The sequence below is a fragment of the Luteibacter sp. genome (genome assembly GCF_009912395.1).
GTDB lineage: Bacteria > Pseudomonadota > Gammaproteobacteria > Xanthomonadales > Rhodanobacteraceae > Luteibacter.
This window is the reverse complement of the sequence record NZ_WNDO01000016.1, coordinates 1-16,341: the sequence shown is the minus strand read 5'-3', so window position 1 is coordinate 16,341 and position 16,341 is coordinate 1. Positions and strand designations below refer to the sequence as shown.

Below are 16,341 nucleotides of genomic sequence, written 5' to 3'. Positions count from 1 at the left end.
ATTATGGAGATCGTCCGCCGGATAGCAATAGCATCAAATCCAGCCATGATGCGGCTGATTCTGCCATTGGTGCGACAGAGGAATCCTTTTTTTGCCGCGCTCGCGGCTAGGAATCGCGAGGCGGCGCACCCACGCTTCACTATCTGCCTGCCTGACGAGGAAACCGTCCATGACGAACCGAGCCGTCAAGATTCCCGGACCCGACCATCCCATCACCGTCGAGCCCTTCCAGGGCCGCGTGACTGTACGCGATGGGGATCGGGTGATCGTCGATACGCGCAAGGCGCTCCGCTTGCAGGAGGCCAGCTATCCCCCGGTGTTCTATGTACCCCGCGACGATGCCGACATGGCGTCGCTGGTGCGAACCGAGCACCACACCTGGTGCCCTTACAAGGGGGAGGCGTCGTACTTCAGCCTTCCCGGAAACAGCGAGCGGGCGATCAACGCCATCTGGAGCTACGAGTCGCCGCACGACGCCGTCGCCGCGATCCGCGACCATCTCGCCTTTTATTCCGACCGCGTGCGTATCGAGCACGTGGCCGACTGAGCCGCCAGCCAGGGACATTCCATGCAAGCCCTCATCGATTCCCTCGCGGCCGACGCCCCCGCCGCTGCGCCGCCCTGTAGCACGGAAACGGCCACATCCTCCCTCGCCGAGCGCTATCGCGTCGTGCGTGAGCGTACCCGGCGCCTCGTCGCGTCGCTCGATCCCGAAGACATGGTGGTGCAGTCCATGCCCGACGCCAGTCCGGCGAAATGGCACCTCGCACACACGACCTGGTTCTTCGAGACCTTCCTCCTCGGGCCGAACGTGCCCGGCTACGCCGTGTTCGACGAGCAGTTCGGGTTTCTCTTCAATTCGTATTACGAGGCGGTCGGTCCGCGTCATCCGCGTCCGATGCGAGGCCTGCTGACCCGTCCGCCGCTGGAGCGAGTGTTCGCCTATCGCGAGCATGTCGACACGCACATGCGGACGCTGTTGGCGACACCGCTCGACGCCGACACGGAGGCGCTGCTGCGGCTGGGTCTCGCCCACGAGGAGCAGCACCAGGAGCTTCTGGTGATGGATGTGCAGCATCTGTTCGCGCAGTCGCCGCTGAAGCCGGCGTTCGATCCGGCATGGCGCTTGCCGGTGCCGGGGCGTGTGGCGCGATTCCGTCGCGTGGGCGGTGGTCCCGTCCGCATCGGCGCCGTCGACGAGCCGTTCGCCTTCGACAACGAAGGCCCTCGCCATACGGTGTGGCTGGAGCCGTTCGACATCGCCGACCGGTTGGTCACCAACGGCCAGTGGCTGGCCTTCATGGGCATGGGCGGTTATCGCCGGGCCGATCTGTGGCTTTCCGATGGCTGGGCGCAGTGCCGCGAGGAAGGCTGGGAGGCACCGTCGTACTGGCAGCGCGAAGGCGAGGTCTGGTCGCACATGACGCCAGCCGGTTGGCAGCCGGTCGATCCCGATGCGGCGGTCACGCATGTCAGCTACTACGAGGCGGATGCCTATGCGCGCTGGGCCGGTGCGCGACTGCCGACCGAGGCGGAATGGGAACACGCGGTGCGTTCGCGTCGCGACCTGGAACAGGTGGACGATGTCGCCTGGCAGTGGACGGCCAGCGCATACACGGCCTATCCGGGATTCCGTGCCTCCGACGATGCCGTGGGCGAATACAACGGCAAGTTCATGAGCGGGCAGATGGTGTTGCGCGGCGGCGCGATGGTGACGCCGCCGGGGCATACCCGTGTGTCCTACCGCAACTTCTACCGTGCGGGGCAGCGCTGGATGTTTTCAGGCCTGCGCCTTGCGCATGATGCGGGCGGTGAACGCGAGGACGAGCGCGACCTCTTCCTCCGCGACACGCTGGCGGGCCTGGCCGCCGAACCGAAGGCGTTCTCGCCGAAGTACTTCTACGATGGCGCGGGCTCCGCGCTGTTCGAGGCCATCTGCGCCACGCCGGAGTATTACCCGACGCGTACCGAGACCGCCTTGCTGAAGGACATCGCGCCCGAACTCACCGCCTGCATTCCCGAAGGCGCGGCACTGCTGGAACTCGGTAGCGGAGCCAGCGAGAAGACGCGTGTGTTGCTGGACGCCGCGCCCTGGATCGCCGCCTACGTGCCGCTGGATATCAGTCCGGACGCGCTGGAAGGTGCCGCAGAACGCTTGCGCGCCGCCTATCCGTCGCTGGAGGTGCATCCGCGCGTGGGCGATTTCACCCGTGCCATCGAACTGCCTGCCGAGGTGGCGGGGCGGCCGGTGGTGGCGTTCTTCCCGGGTTCCACGATCGGCAACTTCACGGTGGCGGAGGCCGTCGAACTACTGCGTTCGGTGCGCTCCGGTCTGGGCGCCGGGTCGCGCTTCATCGTGGGTGCCGACCAGGTCAAGGACACCGGCACCCTCATTGCGGCCTACGACGACGCCGAAGGCGTGACGGCTGCGTTCAACCGCAACGTGCTGGTGCGGATCAATCGCGAACTAGGCGGTGACTTCGACGTCGGCGCCTTCGAGCACCGGGCGATCTGGAACGCCTACAGGGCGCGCATCGAGATGCATCTGGTCAGCCGTCATGCCCAGCGGGTCACGGTCGCCGGCCAGTCGTTCGACTTCGCCGCTGGCGAGTCGATCCATACGGAGAACTCGCACAAGTTCACGCCGACATCGTTCGCGGCGTTGGCCCAGGCGGGCGGCTGGGTCGTGGAGCGGGAGTGGGTGTCGGCCGATCCGGCCTTCGGCATCTATGTGCTGAAGGCCGTGTAACGACCTTCAGCGCACTTCGTCGACGGTCATGAAACCGTTGTCGCTCACGCTGACCACCGCGCGACGATGCCTCTGGATACGGACGGCGTCGTCGGTGGTGGCGCCGATGGCGGTGGCGGTTTCGGCGACGCTGACCGGGGAATTGCCACGACGCTTTTGCTTGCCGGCGAAACGGGCGTGGTTATAGGCGGACCATGAGCTGAACACGGCCGCACAGATGATGGCGACGATCAGCACGATGTTGATGTCGCCGCCATCGCCGATCGGATCTAGCACGTGCAGCTGGAGCCACGCGTTGCGCAGGCCGAAGGCCCAGGCACCCAGGGTGATCAGCGGCAACCAGAGAAACGCCCAGAACAGCCACGCAAACACGGTGATCGCGGTGAACACCGCCTTTTGCGCCGAAGACTGGCGCTCCGGGCGCTGGATCATGATGGCATCGGCTTTCATCGCAGTCCCCGATCCGGGCTGACCCATACCGCACGGGTGCCCTTGCGCTTAAGCAGCGCCTTGGGCATCGCGACGATGGAGGTCGCCGTATTGAGCAGCCAGTACACCAGCGGGTACCAGATCATCCAGTAGTAGTTGCGGCCGATGCGCGTCTCGTAGCGGCGGTCGACCAGCAGGCTGATCAGGAACTGCAGCAGGCAGATGGCGCCGAGTACCACGCCGTGCCACTGCGGCAGCAAGGTGTTGATGCGCAGGGAGTCGGGAAGCGGGATGAAATGACCGACCACCCACAGCGTGATGATGATCGCCATGCTGTACGACCACAGCAGGCTCATCACGTATTCCAGCGCCACCGGCCACATTCGGCGCTGGCGCCACTTGAACAGCTTGCTGGTGTAGCGGAGCAACACTTCGGAACCACCCTGGGCCCAGCGCAGGCGCTGCTTCCACAGGCCGCGCAGGGTCTCGGGCATGAGGATCCAGCAGAGAGCGTTCGGCTCGTAGTGGATCTCCCAGTGGCGCATCTGCAAACGCCAGCTCACGTCGATGTCTTCCGTGACCATGTCGGTGTTCCAGTAGCCGACATCGTGCAGGGCGCTCTTGCGGAAGCAGGCGATCACGCCGGATACCGTGAAGATGCGCCCGTACACGCGCTGTGCGCGCTTGATCAAGCCGATGATGGACGAGAACTCACCCACCTGGAGCTTGCCCAGCAGGGTAGAGCGGTTACGGATGCGCGGGTTGCCGGTGACGGCCGCCACGCGCGGGCTTTCCAGCATGTGCGAGATGAGCCAGTGGGTGGCGTAGTCGTCGAGCAAAGCATCGCCGTCCACGCAGACCAAGTAGTCGGCATTGGACGCCAGCGCGGCGGCACGCAGACCCATGGCCTTGCCCTGGTTGCTCGACATGTGGATCACGCGCAGGCGCGGATACTGCTCCAGCAGTTGATCCAGCTGGGCGCCGGTGTCGTCCGTGGAACCGTCGTTGATCGCGATGATCTCGAAGTTCGGATACTGCTGCGAGGCGAGGTGGGCGATGGTCTCGCGCACCTGCTCGCCCTCGTTATGGCAAGGCACCACGAGGAACACCATCGGGTATTCCGACAGCTCCGGCGGCTTTACGCGCATCGGCTCGTTGCGTTCCCAGCGCAGGAAGTAGATCACGCCGCCACTCATCCAGATCAGCGACATGATCAGCGGATAGTAGAACGCGAACTCCAGCAGAACGTGGAGGATGCCGCCGCCGCTCATCGTGCCGGCTCCGGCCAGGGATAGTCGGACGCCGAGATGTACGGGCGGATGCTCTCCAGGTCGGGGTGGTCGTGCAGGAAGTCGTCGGGGTAGTAGCCGATGTGGCGGGCGCCTTCGGCCTGGACGGCACGCATGCGCTGGCCGATCTCGTCCGACGGGATCGGCTTGTTGGTGCGCCAGTTCTGCGTCGCGAACTCGAACACGGTGCGATCGAGCGCGTCCGGCGTCGCCGCTACCTTGTGGACCAGGTTGCGGTACCAGCTGATCTTGTCCGACTGCTTGTCGAGCTGCGGCATCGCCATGATCGCGGTGAAGTCGTAGGCCTGGTTGAAGGCTGCGAGGTTCTGCGCCGTCCAGGCTTCCGCGTTCGGCTGGAACACAGGCAGGGCGAACATGTTGCGCGCCGTGCGCACCTGCGGCCGCCAGCGCTGCACGCGGGTGGTCAGCTCGCGGGTGAAGTCGATCAGCGCCTGGGTGTTCTGGCCCGGGGTGTTCTTCGCCCAGGGGCCTAGGTTGTCGGTGTCGCGGATATAGGCGTCGTCGGAGAACAGCAGGCCGCCCGCGTCCGCGTGCATGGCGAGGTCCTCGTACACGTCGCCGATCATCTGGCGGACCTTCGGGTCGTACGGCGCGAGGCGGAAGTGATCGCCGCCGGGCTTCGGTTCGCCGCCGAGCGAGGGCAGGTCCTTGCCGTCCGGGAAACGGAAGGCAAGCACCGGCAACCAGGCATACACCTTCACGCCGGCACGGGTGCGCAACTGCCAGGCCACACGCGAGTACAGGTCCGCGCGCATGGGCAGGTGGCGGTTCGGGAAGTACACCGCGTCGGCCACGCCATCGCCGTCGGGATCTGCATAGGCCTGCAACCAGACATGGCTGGGATGCATGCGCTTGATGCGGTCGAGCAGCTTGGACAGGTTGCGGTCCTGCTGCGCCGGATCGGGGTCGTACACGTAGTCGAGATCCACCTGCACGGCACGCACGGGATCGGTACGCGACAGGTGGCGCATCAGCCAGCCGAGGCGGTTGGCGGTGATGTTGCCGCTGACCAGCAGGCGCGGGATGGTGCCGCCGGCGCCGACCTTCGGCAGGCGGTCGCCGAGGCTGAAGGAGATCTTCATGCCGACGCTGGCGGCGACGTTCTGGCCGATCTGCGTATAGGCGCCGTACGGCCATGCGATCGCGCGCGGACGCACGCCCGTGTGCTCGGCGATCTCGCTCGCGCTGTGTTCCAGGTCGGCCTGGAGACGGGCGATGTATTCCGGCTCGGTCTCGTAGTGCTTCTTCGCCGGGTCGTAGTTCACATAGGCGGCGGCCGGCAGCAGGTTGCCCTGCGGGTTGCCGCTCATGCCCTGGTGCAATGCCCAGGAGTGCGAGGCGAACTCCACGAGGCCGGACTTCTGCATTTCCGCCACCTGGTCCCACGAGAGGAAGCAGGAGCGGTCGCAGTCGCTGCCGTTGTACGGCATGCGCTTGCCGGCCGGCAGGTCGACCCAGGAACCCACGATGGCCTGCACCGCCGGGTAGTTGTAGGCGCGCAGCAGGGGATAGACGCGGGTGTAGAAGCTCTCCAGGCCGTCATCGAAGGTCAGCAGCACGGCGTTGGGCGGCAGCGCGGCGCCGCCTTGTCCGGCCTGCACGACCTGTTCGAGGCTGACGACGTTATAGCCGTTGCCCTTGAGCCAGTCGAAATGGGCGATGAGGTGATCGGTGCTGGTCGCGTCCGGATCGCGGTCGGCCAGGGTGCCGACGTCGTCGCGGACGTCGTGATAGGCCAGCACGATCAACGGCGCCCGCACGGGAGCGACCGGCTGCGCGAAGGCGGGCAGCGCGAGGCCGATCAGGGCCAGCAGTGACAACAGCGAACGCATGACGGGTCAGTCTCCCCAATGAAGGGTCAGGTCGAGGACGACGCGATGCTCGCGGCGGCCGTCGTAGGGTTGGTTGTGCCAGGCCACGCCCCAGCCGAGGCGGAAGCCCTGCTGCGGCTGGAAGATCTGGCCATAGCGCACGGTGGCCATCCAGTCGCTGGAATAGCCCTTTTCGTCGTACTGACCGAAAGCCACGTCCAGTCGCTGGGTGAGGCTGCGCTCGTAGTACTGGCTGATCACGTTCTCCAGCCGGCCGGTGATGGCATAGCTGTTGTCGCGACGAGGGTTGAAGTAGGGGCGCTCGGTCTTCGTGTTCATCGACCCGCCCACCTCGATACCACCGTCGATCGATAGGTAGGGCGAGGTATGCAGGCGCTGGACGACCGTCGCCAGCCAGCCGGTGCGCTTGTTGCCGTCGCTGAAGTTGTCGCGCGACAGGCCAAGGCGAGCCTGGAACAACTCGCTGGCGCGGTAGGTGATGGCGGTATCCAGCGTCTTGGCGGAGATGCCGTAGTACTGGCCGCGTAGCGGTGCGTCCTCGCCGGCCGTGCTGAAATCGGCGTTGAGCGACCAGCGGTCGGTCATCGCCCAGTTCACGCCGGCTTCGAGCGCGGTCTTGCCCACGTAGCGATCCGTGGAGGGCAGGGCCTGCACATAGGCTTCGACACCGCGCGCATAACCGCGGATGCCCAGGCCCACGCGGCTGCGCCGCACGTCGCCCTCGGGCAGGTCGGCCGTCGAATAGCGGGCCAGGGCCAGCACGCGCCAGTGGTCGTCGATCAACGGGCTGGCGATCGTCGCCTGGGTCGCGCCGTCACGGTCGCCGTAGTCGGGACTGGAGCCCTTGCCGCGCTCGCTGGTGATGTCGAACTGCCAGCCCTTCTCGCGCTGCCACGACTGCTCCGCACGCTCGACGCGTCCATTGCGGTCGGCCAGGCTGCGAGCGATGCCGAGGTTTTCCTCGACATCCTGGTAGTCGTGGAGGGTGCGTGCGGCGTCGGCCTGGCCGATGTACGCGCCCACGTCGCGCTCGTCGAGCGTGCCGGCGATGTTGAGGTCTTCTTCCGCCATGCGTGGCCAGCCACGGGCCAGTTCCGTCATGCCCAGTTCGCGGCGGATCTGAGCGTTCGACGGTGCTTCGCGGCTGAGCGGCACCAAGCGGGCATAGGCCTCGGCGGGCATGCTCACGTATTCACGCAGCACGGCGGCATTGAGCTCGGCGTCCACCTTGCGCGGGTTCTGCACGGGCAGGCGGATACCGGGCACGCGGATCCACGCCGGCTCCTTGGCGGCCAGCTCGTCGATAGTGGTGAAGGCCTTCCGGGTCTGGTCCGACTCCAGGTAGGCGTACATCAGGCCGATGCGCGGCTCGCTCTCGGCCGCGTCGTAGGGACCGGGGTCCTTCACGATCGAATCTTCATAAACCTTCGCCGACTCCGCCGGACGACGCTGCACCAGCAGGGCATCGGCCACCGGTCGTTCGACGTAGGCGGGGAAGGTAGTGACGCCGTTCTTCTTCAGCTCGTCGTAGCGCTGCGTCGCCTCGGCGGAAAGGCCGGCCTGGTCCAGCGCGACCAGCAGGTCGAGCCGTTCGCGGGCGCGGAGTTCTTCCGGCAGCGACGTGTCGTCGGCCAGGCGGCGGGCGTCGGCCACCGCACGATCGGCTTCGGCATAGGGCTGGCGCGGGTCGGCTGGCTCGCCATTGGCCCAGCGGATCTCATGGCCGATGTTGTCGGCATCCAGGTGGAAGCGCTCGGACACAGTCTGCGGCGGGTCGAGCTGCGCGGCCAGTTCGCGCGCACGCGTGGTCGCGCCCAGCTCGCCCAGGAGCGTGACGTTCATGGCCCGCGCTTCGCGATCGTCCGGCCAGCGGTCGAGGATCGCCTGGCAATGCGCCAGGGCATCGACCCGGTGGCCTTGTTCACGTTCGGTCTTCACCCTCGCCATGAGGGCGTCGCGTTCGTTCACATCCGTACTGGCCATGGCCAGCGAACCCTGCAAAGCGAAAATCAGCGCCAGGCAAAGCCTTGCCCGGGGCACGCGCATATCGCGCGGAGGTATCGTCGAAGTCAGTCCCATCCTGCCAGTTGACCTGCTATCGGCGAAGCCGGATATCCATTCCCGGCAAACGGCGGTGAAAGTCGGACCGTCCATCCCCTGCTGACGGTCTGTGCGCATGGTAAGGCCAAGGGGCCTAATAAAGCTGCAACAACTTACGATGATCGAGCCGTGAAGGGCTTGACACACCTACTCTTGGTGTAAGCGGGGCGTATCCGTCGTAGCGACCCCGATGCCACCGTCCTCGTCGATACGTAATACGGCCCGACGGCTATCTCGGATGCATAGCGCGTCGGCCATGCTGGTGCCCAGTGATTCCGCCGTGGCGGGTACCTCCACCGGCTGGGCCCGTCGTCGTCGCTCGCCACGTCGGCGACGGCGGCCGTCGTAGAACGACCAGGCCAGGAAAACCACCAGGCTGAAGGGGGCGATCCATACGATGCCGGCCAGGTCGCCCAGTCCGCTGAACACCACGTCGGGGACCCAGCGTGAATAGCGGGCGGGCAGGCCCCAGTCGCGGGCGAGCCGGTGCAGTGCGGGCAGCCACAGCAGACCCCATAGCAACCAGGCGACCACGGTCAGCAGGGCGTAGGCGAGACGGCGCGGCCAGGACTGGCGCTCCGGGCGGTCGATGAGGATGGCGTCGGCCTTCACTGGATACCCCTGTCCGGACTGACCCAGGTCGCTCTCACCCCGTGCCGGCGCGCGGCGGCGCGGGGCAGGGCGGCGATCGAGGTGGCGGTGTTGATGGTCCAGTACGCCAGCGGGTACCAGATCATCCAGTAGTAGTTACGGCCGATGCGGGTTTCGTAGCGGCGATCGACCATCAGGCTCAGCATGAACTGTGCGAGGCAGGTCACGCCCAGCACCACGCCGTGCCATTGCGGCATGAGCGTGCCGACATGGAACGGCGGCGGCACGTCGATGAACTTGCCCAGCGCCCAGAGCACGATGATCGTGCCCATCACGTACGACCACACCAGGCTCAGCACGTACTCGATGGCGAGCGGCCACATGCGCCGCTGGCGCCAGCGGAACAGGGCCGGACCATGTCGCAGCAACACCTCGGAACCGCCCTGGGCCCAGCGCAGGCGCTGCTTCCACAGGCCGCGCAGGGTCTCGGGCATGAGGATCCAGCACAGCGCGTTCGGCTCGTAGCGGATTTCCCAGTGGCGCATCTGCAAGCGCCAGCTCACGTCGATGTCTTCCGTGACCATGTCGGTATTCCAGTAGCCGATGTCATGCAGCGCGCTCTTGCGGAACGCCGCGATCACGCCCGATACGGTGAAGATGCGCCCGTACACGCTCTGCGCGCGCTTGATGAGCCCGATGATCGACGAAAACTCCCCGACCTGGAGCTTGCCCAGCAACGTGGAGCGGTTGCGGATGCGCGGATTGCCGGTAACGGCGCCCACGCGCGGGGACCGCACCAGATGCGAGACCATCCAGTGCGTGGCGTAGTCGTCCAGAAGGGCATCGCCATCCACGCAGACCAGGTATTCGCCATGCGCGGCCAGCGCGGCTGCGCGCAACGCCATCGCCTTTCCGTGGTTGGATTCCAGGTGCATCACGCGAAGTCGCGGGTATTCGTGCATCAGCGCGTCGAGGATGCGCCCGGTGTCATCGGACGAACCGTCATTCACGGCGATGATCTCGAACTCGGGCCAGCGTTGCGCGTCGAGTTGCGCAATCGTTTCACGCACCTGGTCGCCCTCGTTGAAGCACGGCACGATCAGGGTCACGAAGGGGTATTCGGTGAGCAACGGAGGGCGTTCCCGGTCACCGGCATGGCGCTCCACGCGGACGAAGTAGATCAGGCCGCCGCTCATCCACAACAGCGACATCACCCACGGGTAGAAGAACGCGTACTGCAGGAGTGAATGCATCAACGAGGCGTCCATGTCGCCTCCCTGCGTGCGTGGCGCCACCGCGCCACGATCCGGATTTCGCCCATCGCCTGCCTTCCTTCGTCCGGGGCGACTTACGCGGTCCAATCAGTGGTGACCGCATGCGCCTTTCCGGCAATTCTGGCAACGCGATGTTGACAAGATGTGTAGGAGTTGCCGAAACCGTTCAGGTAGGCCGGGGCGACTTTGGCAGCCAAAGGCTTGCTTCCAGCCCCTCGTTCAGGTTGCGCAGCGTGATGTCGCCGCCATGGCCGCGGACGATGTTCCGGGCGGTGGGCAGGCCGAGGCCAACGCCTCCGGTATGCCGGTTGCGCGAGCCCTCGGCGCGGAAGAATGGGCGGAACACGGTCTCGTGCAACGCCTCGGGAATGCCCGGGCCGTGATCCACCACGCGCACGCGGACCTGGCCGTCGGGTTCATCGAGAACCACGCAGGTGGCGCCGCCATAGCGGACCGCATTGCCGACGAGGTTGACGAGCGCGCGCTTGAGCGCCTTCGGGCGGCCTTCGTAGATCATCCGTTCCGGCCCCTCGTAGCTCACGTCCGCGCCTTCGTCGCGGGAATCGTCGATCACCGTCTGCACGAGCGCCGTCATGTCGAAGCGCGTCATCGGCTCTTCTTCGCCATCGCCGCGGAAGAAGGCCAGCGCGGCGTCCACCATGGCGCGCATCTCGTCCACGTCGTTGAACAGCCGGCGTTGCTGGTGGGAGTCGTCGATGTACTCGCCGCGCAGGCGCATGCGCGTGAGTGGCGCGCGCAGATCGTGGGAGATCGCGGCCAGCATCTCGGTGCGATCACGGACGAAGCGCTGGATGCGCCCCTGCATTTCGTTGAACGCACGCATCGCCACCTGGATTTCCAGGGGGCCTTCCGGCCGGATCGCCGGTGCCTGTACGTCGGCACCGAAGCGCTCGGCGGCGCCAGCCAGCAGGTTCATCGGACGCGACAGGCGACGGCTGGCGAAGGCCGCCACCACGATGCCGGAAAACAGCGCGAACAGGATGATGATCATGATCTGCGTGAACGGAGCGAGGCCCCAGATACGCGTCGCCGTATCGAAGGCCAGCCAGGTGCCGTCATCGAGTTGCATGGCGAGCACGTAATGCGTCTGTCCCGTCGTGCCGGGATCGTCCTGATGCGGGTCGAAGCCTTCGATCGTGCGTTGTCCCAGGATCTTCCGCATTCGCTCGCTCATGACGTTGTCGCGCCACGGAATCGATGGCATCGGTACGGACGCCCGGTTCGGATACCAGTGGATGCCGAACTCGGTGCGCGACGAAATGGCGGCGAGCAGGTCGGCACGCCGGTCCACCGGCGTGGCATCCACCGCGCGCTGCACCATGCTCATCTGTTCGAGCATGACGCCGCCATCGAGACCCGGACGCGTCCAGACGCTGACGAAGAGGATGACCAGGGCATTGAGCAGCATGAGCAGGCCGATGGCCGCCATGATGTTGGCCATGAGCCACCCGGCCAGGGTGTTGAGACGCCAGCGCAGGCGGCTCATGCGTTTTCCACCGGCACGACGAACATGTAGCCGACGTTGCGTATCGTGCGGATCACTTCGGGCGCATGCGCATCGGTGCTGAACTTGCGACGCAGGCGACTCACCTGCACGTCGATGCTGCGGTCGAAGGCCTCGTGACGGCTGCCGCGCGCAAGGTCGATCAATTGTTCGCGGGTGAGTACGCGTTGGGGATGCTCTACGAAGGCGATCAGCAGGTCGAACTCGCCCCCGGAGAGCGGCACCAGCGTATCGTCCGCCGCGCGCAATTCACGCCGCGCCACGTCGAGACTCCAGCCGGCGAAACGCACGCAGGCACGGGTGCCGCTGGGCGGGGCACTGGGCGTGTTTTCGGCGCGACGCAGGATCGCGCGGATGCGGGCCAGTAGTTCGCGGGGATCGAAGGGCTTCGCGAGATAGTCGTCGGCGCCGACTTCCAGGCCAACGATGCGCTCGGAGGTGGCGCCGGTCGCCGTGAGCATGATGATCGGCAACGACGATTTCGCCCGCACGCGACGGCAAAGCGACAAACCGTCCTCGCCCGGCAGCATGAGATCGAGGGTCATCAGGTCGTAGTCATGGCGGCCGAGGTAATCGTCCATGGCCACGCCGGACATCGCTACGTCCACCGTGAAGCCATTGCGTTCGAGAAAGCGGCTCAGCAAGTCGCCGATTTCCTCGTCATCGTCCACCACCAGGATACGTCGCACGATCTTTCACCCACAGGAAAAAACAGCGCCGTTATAGCCTTTGGAGACCGGTAAGTCATTTATTTCAAGCCAGACACAAAGTGACCTTCCGGATGCAATGCGGACAAACCCGGGACAAGGTCGGCGCGCAGACTTTCCGGCACCTTCCCCCTGGTCCGCCCGCCATGCCCACCGCCGCCCTTGCCGTTGCCCTTGTTCGCACCTCGGTCCGCCGGGCACCGCGAAACCCGGTCGTCCAGGCCCTGTCGCTCGCCGCCCGGATCGAGCCGGACGCCGAGCTGCGCGCCGACTGGTTCCACCACGACCCCATCCGTGAGCTGGGCGGTCTGACCGCCGAAGGCGCCCTTGCGACCGGCCAGGGGGCTGCCCTGGTCCGCGTGCTGCGGGCCATCGACGCGGGGAGGCGAGGCTGATGAAAGCCATGGCCTGTGCCGTGCTCGCCCTCTGTGGCCACACGGTGGATTTCGGTTTGCTGCTGTTCTCGCGCCAATATGGCGTAGAGCTGGTGCATGGCGACCGCCCCGGCGACAGCGCCCGCTGGCTCCTGGCCGGCCTGCTGCCCACCCCTCATGGCGAAGGGCGCGACAGCGCGCTTAACTGATCGCGGTATCGCGTCGGCGCAGCGAGGCCAGCAGGCCGTCGACCGCCACGTCGAGCATATCGAACACCTCGATGAAGTCCGCTTGTTTCCCGTACCACGGGTCCGGCACGTCGATCGCGCCGTGATCGGCGGAATGCACCATCATCAACCCGATCTTCTGCACCGCCTCCGGCGCCATCCGCCGCAGCGTGGCGACATGGGCCGTCGTCATGCCCACCACCAGATCGAAGCGAGCGAAATCTTCCGCCGTCACCCGGCGCGCCCGATGCGCGGGCATGGGAATGCCGCGTCGGCGTAATTCGGCGAGCGAACGGGCATCAGGCGGGTTGCCCACTTCCGAATCGGTCACCGCGGCGCTATCCACGTCCACGATCAACCCAGCGGCCGCGGCCTTGTGGACGAGCAGCGCATGCGCCGTGGGCGAGCGACAGATATTGCCGGTACAGACGAAAAGAACGGAAGCGTGGGGTGCGTCGGTGGCATTCATGGGTGAGGGCTGTCTATGTCTATGGGTAGCGAAGACAGGATACGTCCATTTGGCAAAAACCCGCGCACCCCCACCCTTGTAGGAGCGCGCTTGCGCGCGATGCCAGGCTGCCGCAAGCCCCCCATCGCGCGCAAGCGCGCTCCTACAGGTGGGGTATCAGTCAAGGCGGGCGGCCATGCAGAAGCCGAGGGCCGAGGCGGTCGATATCGCGAGGCCGCCTCCCGTGCTTTTCAGGATCGCCAGAGCCAGGTTCTCGCTTGGGTCGATCCACACCTGCGTTGTCAGGTCGAGCAGCGCGAACAGGGCGGCAAGGAAGAAGACGAATGACACCGCGCAGAAATCGCGCGCGCTGCGGCATGAGCGCGTTCGGCCATGCATGCGGTCGATATAGACGATGAGGTTCACGGCAAGCAACACGATGCCGCCGGTGAGGATGGGAATGATGGGAAGCACGATCAGTCGCCTCCCAGCGTGGCTTGCGCATCCCATATACGGCGTACTTTCGCCTGTTGGACGCATTGCGTGCTCATGCGTGTGAGTAGCGAGGTAGCGCCAAGCAAGCGTATGAGGTGCTTTCGATTCGGCAGCTCCATATCGGCGAAGGTTTCCGCCAACACCTCGTTGAGCCCTTCGGCATACGCCAGCCATTCGCCGGCATCGTCAAGCAAGGTATCGAGGCTGGCTTCGGGATCGAGGACATAACTGCCCTCGCCGAGCCGACAGAGGTCGTCCGGTGCGCTCATGGTGTTCTCCTTGTTGCCGCGCTTGCCGAGCGGAGCACGCCTCTCGACGTACTCCTCATCACTCGACCGGTGAGGCGCTATTGCCCCACGCCTCCCCGCGAAGGGATTACGGGCGGTTGGTACTCGATTGATTGACGTCAGTCGGTCTTATCCGGGCCACGCGGCAACGCGCCGCGTGGTGACGGCTAGGCAAAAGGCATAAGGATGACGGGCGCCGAGACGCTTCAGTCGTGGCCGGACATGTGCCGGACCGCGCGCGTACCGTCGGGGGGAGTGCCGCGTCCAAGCGGTGGACGGGGGAATGCCGTAGAATTCGACATAGCTTCATACCTGTTGTAGAGGATGAGGTCAGTGGAGAGGGCAAGGGCGCCAACCCGAACCCTCTCTGCGCTTTTCACCATGATGGTGAGCAATGGTTGTCGATGCTTCTTCTTCGCATCCGATCCATCGACAACTGCCGGAGAACGTATCAGAACATCTCCGGATTGTCTGTAGTCCCGAGCCATCTACGCGACCAAAAGTTGCGATGTTTCTTCCCGCATCGCCATCGCGCACGCGCTTATAGCGAACCCTCTCAATCCCCCTCACGTCGTTCCAGCGCACGCTGGAACCCAGTGCGGTGCGTTCGGTTTTTGCGGGTGCGTCTCCTACACAAAGCTGATGGTGCGTGGTCGCCGTACTGGTGAACCGGGGCGCTGGGTTCCTGTTTTCACAGGAACGACGAATCGGTGAATGCGTTGCCCGCACACGATCCGATGAAGCGTTATCGCGTTGCGGGTGAACCGATGCGGTGGGTACCGGCTTGCGCCGGTACGACGGGACGCGTCGCACCGGCGCAGGCCGGTGCCTACGGCGAAGCGTTTGGCTATCGCGAGTGGTGTGTCGCACCAGCCGGACGACATGGCTCTTGCCTGAGCAAGAACAACACGGCTTCTGCGTGCGAAGGAACGACGGTGTCGCTAATGACAATGCCCGTGGCAGGCATATCGCGACAGCATTAAAGCGACATGACGGGACCACTCTGTTGCATCGCCATCTGCTGTGCCTGTTGCATCTCCCTCGCTTGCGCCTGCTGAAACGCCTGCTGGTCGAGACCCTGCGCCAGTGCCATGCTTTCATCCTTGGGTGGTGCCGCCGTATCCATGGACAGCGTGATTTCGGTGCCCGGCCGGACACCGGTACAGACGATCTGCCTCCCCTCGATATCCACATCCGCCAGCTGGCGCTCATGGTGGATGCCGATGTGGCGTGCCTCCACCGCCATCTGGGCCACCTTGTCGTCGGAGACATCATGGGGAAGCCGAAGGCGCATCGCGGCATAGACCGGGTCATCGCCGGGTGTCGGGAAGCTCGACGAAGGACGACGATCGGAGAGGGGGTGCGGTGAATCCTGCAACTGCGCAGGATCGTCCGGGTGGAAGTCTTTGCGGGCGGCCTCACGCTCCAGGCGGAGGTTGCGGGTGTCTTCCAGTCGCTGGATCTCCGTCGGATCGATGACGTCCTTCATATCGTGATCGATGCCGATAGTTGTATGCAGGGTCGTTATTTCGGCCCGGTTGCCATCTCGGTCGCGCATGAAGTAATGATCGTGCTTACCGATAATGTTCGGTGAGTCATAAGAGCGTTCTTGCGTGGCGGTGAAGTAGGCCGATGCCATGTCTTTGATATAGCCGTCCTGCTCGGTGGGAGATGTGATGTGATCTTGCCCCCGTTTCACGGACACCCCTATAAGCGATTAACTATCGCAATAGGAGGTGGACGATGACCAAGAGCAAGGCAGGCAGAAAGGGGCAGGAGTTCAGCCTGGAGTTCAGGCAGCAGGCACTGTTGCGAGCGGCCACAGAAGGGGTAACCACGGTGGCTCGTGATCTGGGGTTGCAGCCTGCCCAGCTGTACAGTTGGCGCGCCCAGGCGCGGCGGCACGACCAGGACGATCAGGCACAACGCTTGGAGTTGGCCGAACATGCACGGCTCAAACGTGAAGTGGCGCGGCTGGAGGAGGAGAACGCTT

17 protein-coding genes are annotated in these 16,341 nt (G+C 65.3%); 5 read left to right on the top strand and 12 right to left on the bottom strand.

The features are described 5' to 3' along the window. Window positions 1-169: 169 nt before the first annotated feature. Both GAK28_RS14735 and egtB read left to right on the top strand, forming a co-directional pair. Window positions 170-547, top strand: a complete 378-nt coding sequence (locus tag GAK28_RS14735) for a DUF427 domain-containing protein (RefSeq protein WP_291780588.1) — start codon at window positions 170-172, stop codon at window positions 545-547. A gap of 21 nt (window positions 548-568) precedes the next feature. Further along, window positions 569-2,749 carry an ergothioneine biosynthesis protein EgtB gene (egtB, locus tag GAK28_RS24890; RefSeq protein WP_343161877.1) on the top strand — a complete coding sequence of 727 codons (2,181 nt, stop codon included), beginning with the start codon at window positions 569-571 and terminating at the stop codon, window positions 2,747-2,749. Window positions 2,750-2,755: 6 nt separating this feature from the next. On the opposite strand, the gene pgaD (GAK28_RS14720) is transcribed toward egtB, so the two are convergent. The 8 genes from pgaD (GAK28_RS14720) to GAK28_RS14685 all read right to left on the bottom strand — a co-directional run bounded on the left by pgaD (GAK28_RS14720) (window position 2,756) and on the right by GAK28_RS14685 (window position 12,499). Then, window positions 2,756-3,199, bottom strand: coding sequence for a poly-beta-1,6-N-acetyl-D-glucosamine biosynthesis protein PgaD (gene pgaD / locus GAK28_RS14720; protein WP_291780585.1), 444 nt, complete (start codon window positions 3,197-3,199; stop codon window positions 2,756-2,758). Next, the gene (pgaC, locus tag GAK28_RS14715) at window positions 3,196-4,449 is read right to left on the bottom strand and encodes a poly-beta-1,6-N-acetyl-D-glucosamine synthase (protein WP_291780582.1); all 1,254 of its coding nucleotides are present in this window, start codon (window positions 4,447-4,449) and stop codon (window positions 3,196-3,198) included. The genes pgaD (GAK28_RS14720) and pgaC (GAK28_RS14715) overlap by 4 nt, the downstream gene beginning before the upstream one ends. Then, complete coding sequence (pgaB, locus tag GAK28_RS14710; RefSeq protein ID WP_291780580.1) at window positions 4,446-6,320, bottom strand: poly-beta-1,6-N-acetyl-D-glucosamine N-deacetylase PgaB; 1,875 nt, start codon at window positions 6,318-6,320, stop codon at window positions 4,446-4,448. Before pgaB ends, pgaC (GAK28_RS14715) begins: the two co-directional genes overlap by 4 nt. Before the next feature lie 6 nt (window positions 6,321-6,326). Beyond that, window positions 6,327-8,303 carry a poly-beta-1,6 N-acetyl-D-glucosamine export porin PgaA gene (gene pgaA / locus GAK28_RS14705; protein ID WP_291780577.1) on the bottom strand — a complete coding sequence of 659 codons (1,977 nt, stop codon included), beginning with the start codon at window positions 8,301-8,303 and terminating at the stop codon, window positions 6,327-6,329. A gap of 264 nt (window positions 8,304-8,567) precedes the next feature. Then, window positions 8,568-9,032, bottom strand: a complete 465-nt coding sequence (gene pgaD / locus GAK28_RS14700) for a poly-beta-1,6-N-acetyl-D-glucosamine biosynthesis protein PgaD (protein WP_291780575.1) — start codon at window positions 9,030-9,032, stop codon at window positions 8,568-8,570. Continuing rightward, window positions 9,029-10,279, bottom strand: coding sequence for a poly-beta-1,6-N-acetyl-D-glucosamine synthase (gene pgaC, locus GAK28_RS14695; RefSeq protein WP_291780573.1), 1,251 nt, complete (start codon window positions 10,277-10,279; stop codon window positions 9,029-9,031). Before pgaC (GAK28_RS14695) ends, pgaD (GAK28_RS14700) begins: the two co-directional genes overlap by 4 nt. A 172-nt stretch (window positions 10,280-10,451) precedes the next feature. Beyond that, complete coding sequence (locus GAK28_RS14690; protein WP_291780570.1) at window positions 10,452-11,792, bottom strand: ATP-binding protein; 1,341 nt, start codon at window positions 11,790-11,792, stop codon at window positions 10,452-10,454. Continuing rightward, window positions 11,789-12,499: a response regulator gene (locus GAK28_RS14685; protein WP_291780567.1), complete on the bottom strand. Its 711-nt coding sequence runs from the start codon at window positions 12,497-12,499 to the stop codon at window positions 11,789-11,791. Before GAK28_RS14685 ends, GAK28_RS14690 begins: the two co-directional genes overlap by 4 nt. Window positions 12,500-12,591: 92 nt before the next feature. Here GAK28_RS14685 and GAK28_RS14680 point away from each other — a divergent pair, with 92 nt between their 5' ends. Together GAK28_RS14680 and GAK28_RS14675 are read left to right on the top strand one after the other, a co-directional pair. Beyond that, window positions 12,592-12,912, top strand: coding sequence for a hypothetical protein (locus GAK28_RS14680; RefSeq protein ID WP_291780563.1), 321 nt, complete (start codon window positions 12,592-12,594; stop codon window positions 12,910-12,912). Then, on the top strand, window positions 12,912-13,100 hold the full coding sequence (locus tag GAK28_RS14675; RefSeq protein ID WP_291780562.1) for a hypothetical protein: 189 nt from the start codon (window positions 12,912-12,914) through the stop codon (window positions 13,098-13,100). The genes GAK28_RS14680 and GAK28_RS14675 overlap by 1 nt, the downstream gene beginning before the upstream one ends. On the opposite strand, the gene GAK28_RS14670 is transcribed toward GAK28_RS14675, so the two are convergent. The 4 genes from GAK28_RS14670 to GAK28_RS14655 form a co-directional block, all read right to left on the bottom strand. Continuing rightward, complete coding sequence (locus GAK28_RS14670; RefSeq protein WP_291780559.1) at window positions 13,093-13,587, bottom strand: low molecular weight protein-tyrosine-phosphatase; 495 nt, start codon at window positions 13,585-13,587, stop codon at window positions 13,093-13,095. The two genes, GAK28_RS14675 and GAK28_RS14670, sit on opposite strands and share 8 nt — an antisense overlap. Window positions 13,588-13,743: 156 nt before the next feature. Then, window positions 13,744-14,040: a hypothetical protein gene (locus GAK28_RS14665; RefSeq protein WP_291780557.1), complete on the bottom strand. Its 297-nt coding sequence runs from the start codon at window positions 14,038-14,040 to the stop codon at window positions 13,744-13,746. A gap of 2 nt (window positions 14,041-14,042) precedes the next feature. Continuing rightward, window positions 14,043-14,330: a hypothetical protein gene (locus GAK28_RS14660; protein WP_291780554.1), complete on the bottom strand. Its 288-nt coding sequence runs from the start codon at window positions 14,328-14,330 to the stop codon at window positions 14,043-14,045. A gap of 997 nt (window positions 14,331-15,327) precedes the next feature. Continuing rightward, window positions 15,328-16,047: a hypothetical protein gene (locus GAK28_RS14655; protein WP_291780551.1), complete on the bottom strand. Its 720-nt coding sequence runs from the start codon at window positions 16,045-16,047 to the stop codon at window positions 15,328-15,330. 44 nt (window positions 16,048-16,091) lie between these two features. On the opposite strand from GAK28_RS14655, the gene GAK28_RS14650 reads away from it, so the two are divergent. Then, window positions 16,092-16,341 (top strand): transposase (locus tag GAK28_RS14650; RefSeq protein ID WP_291780548.1); only part of this gene is annotated, 250 nt, incomplete at its 3' end.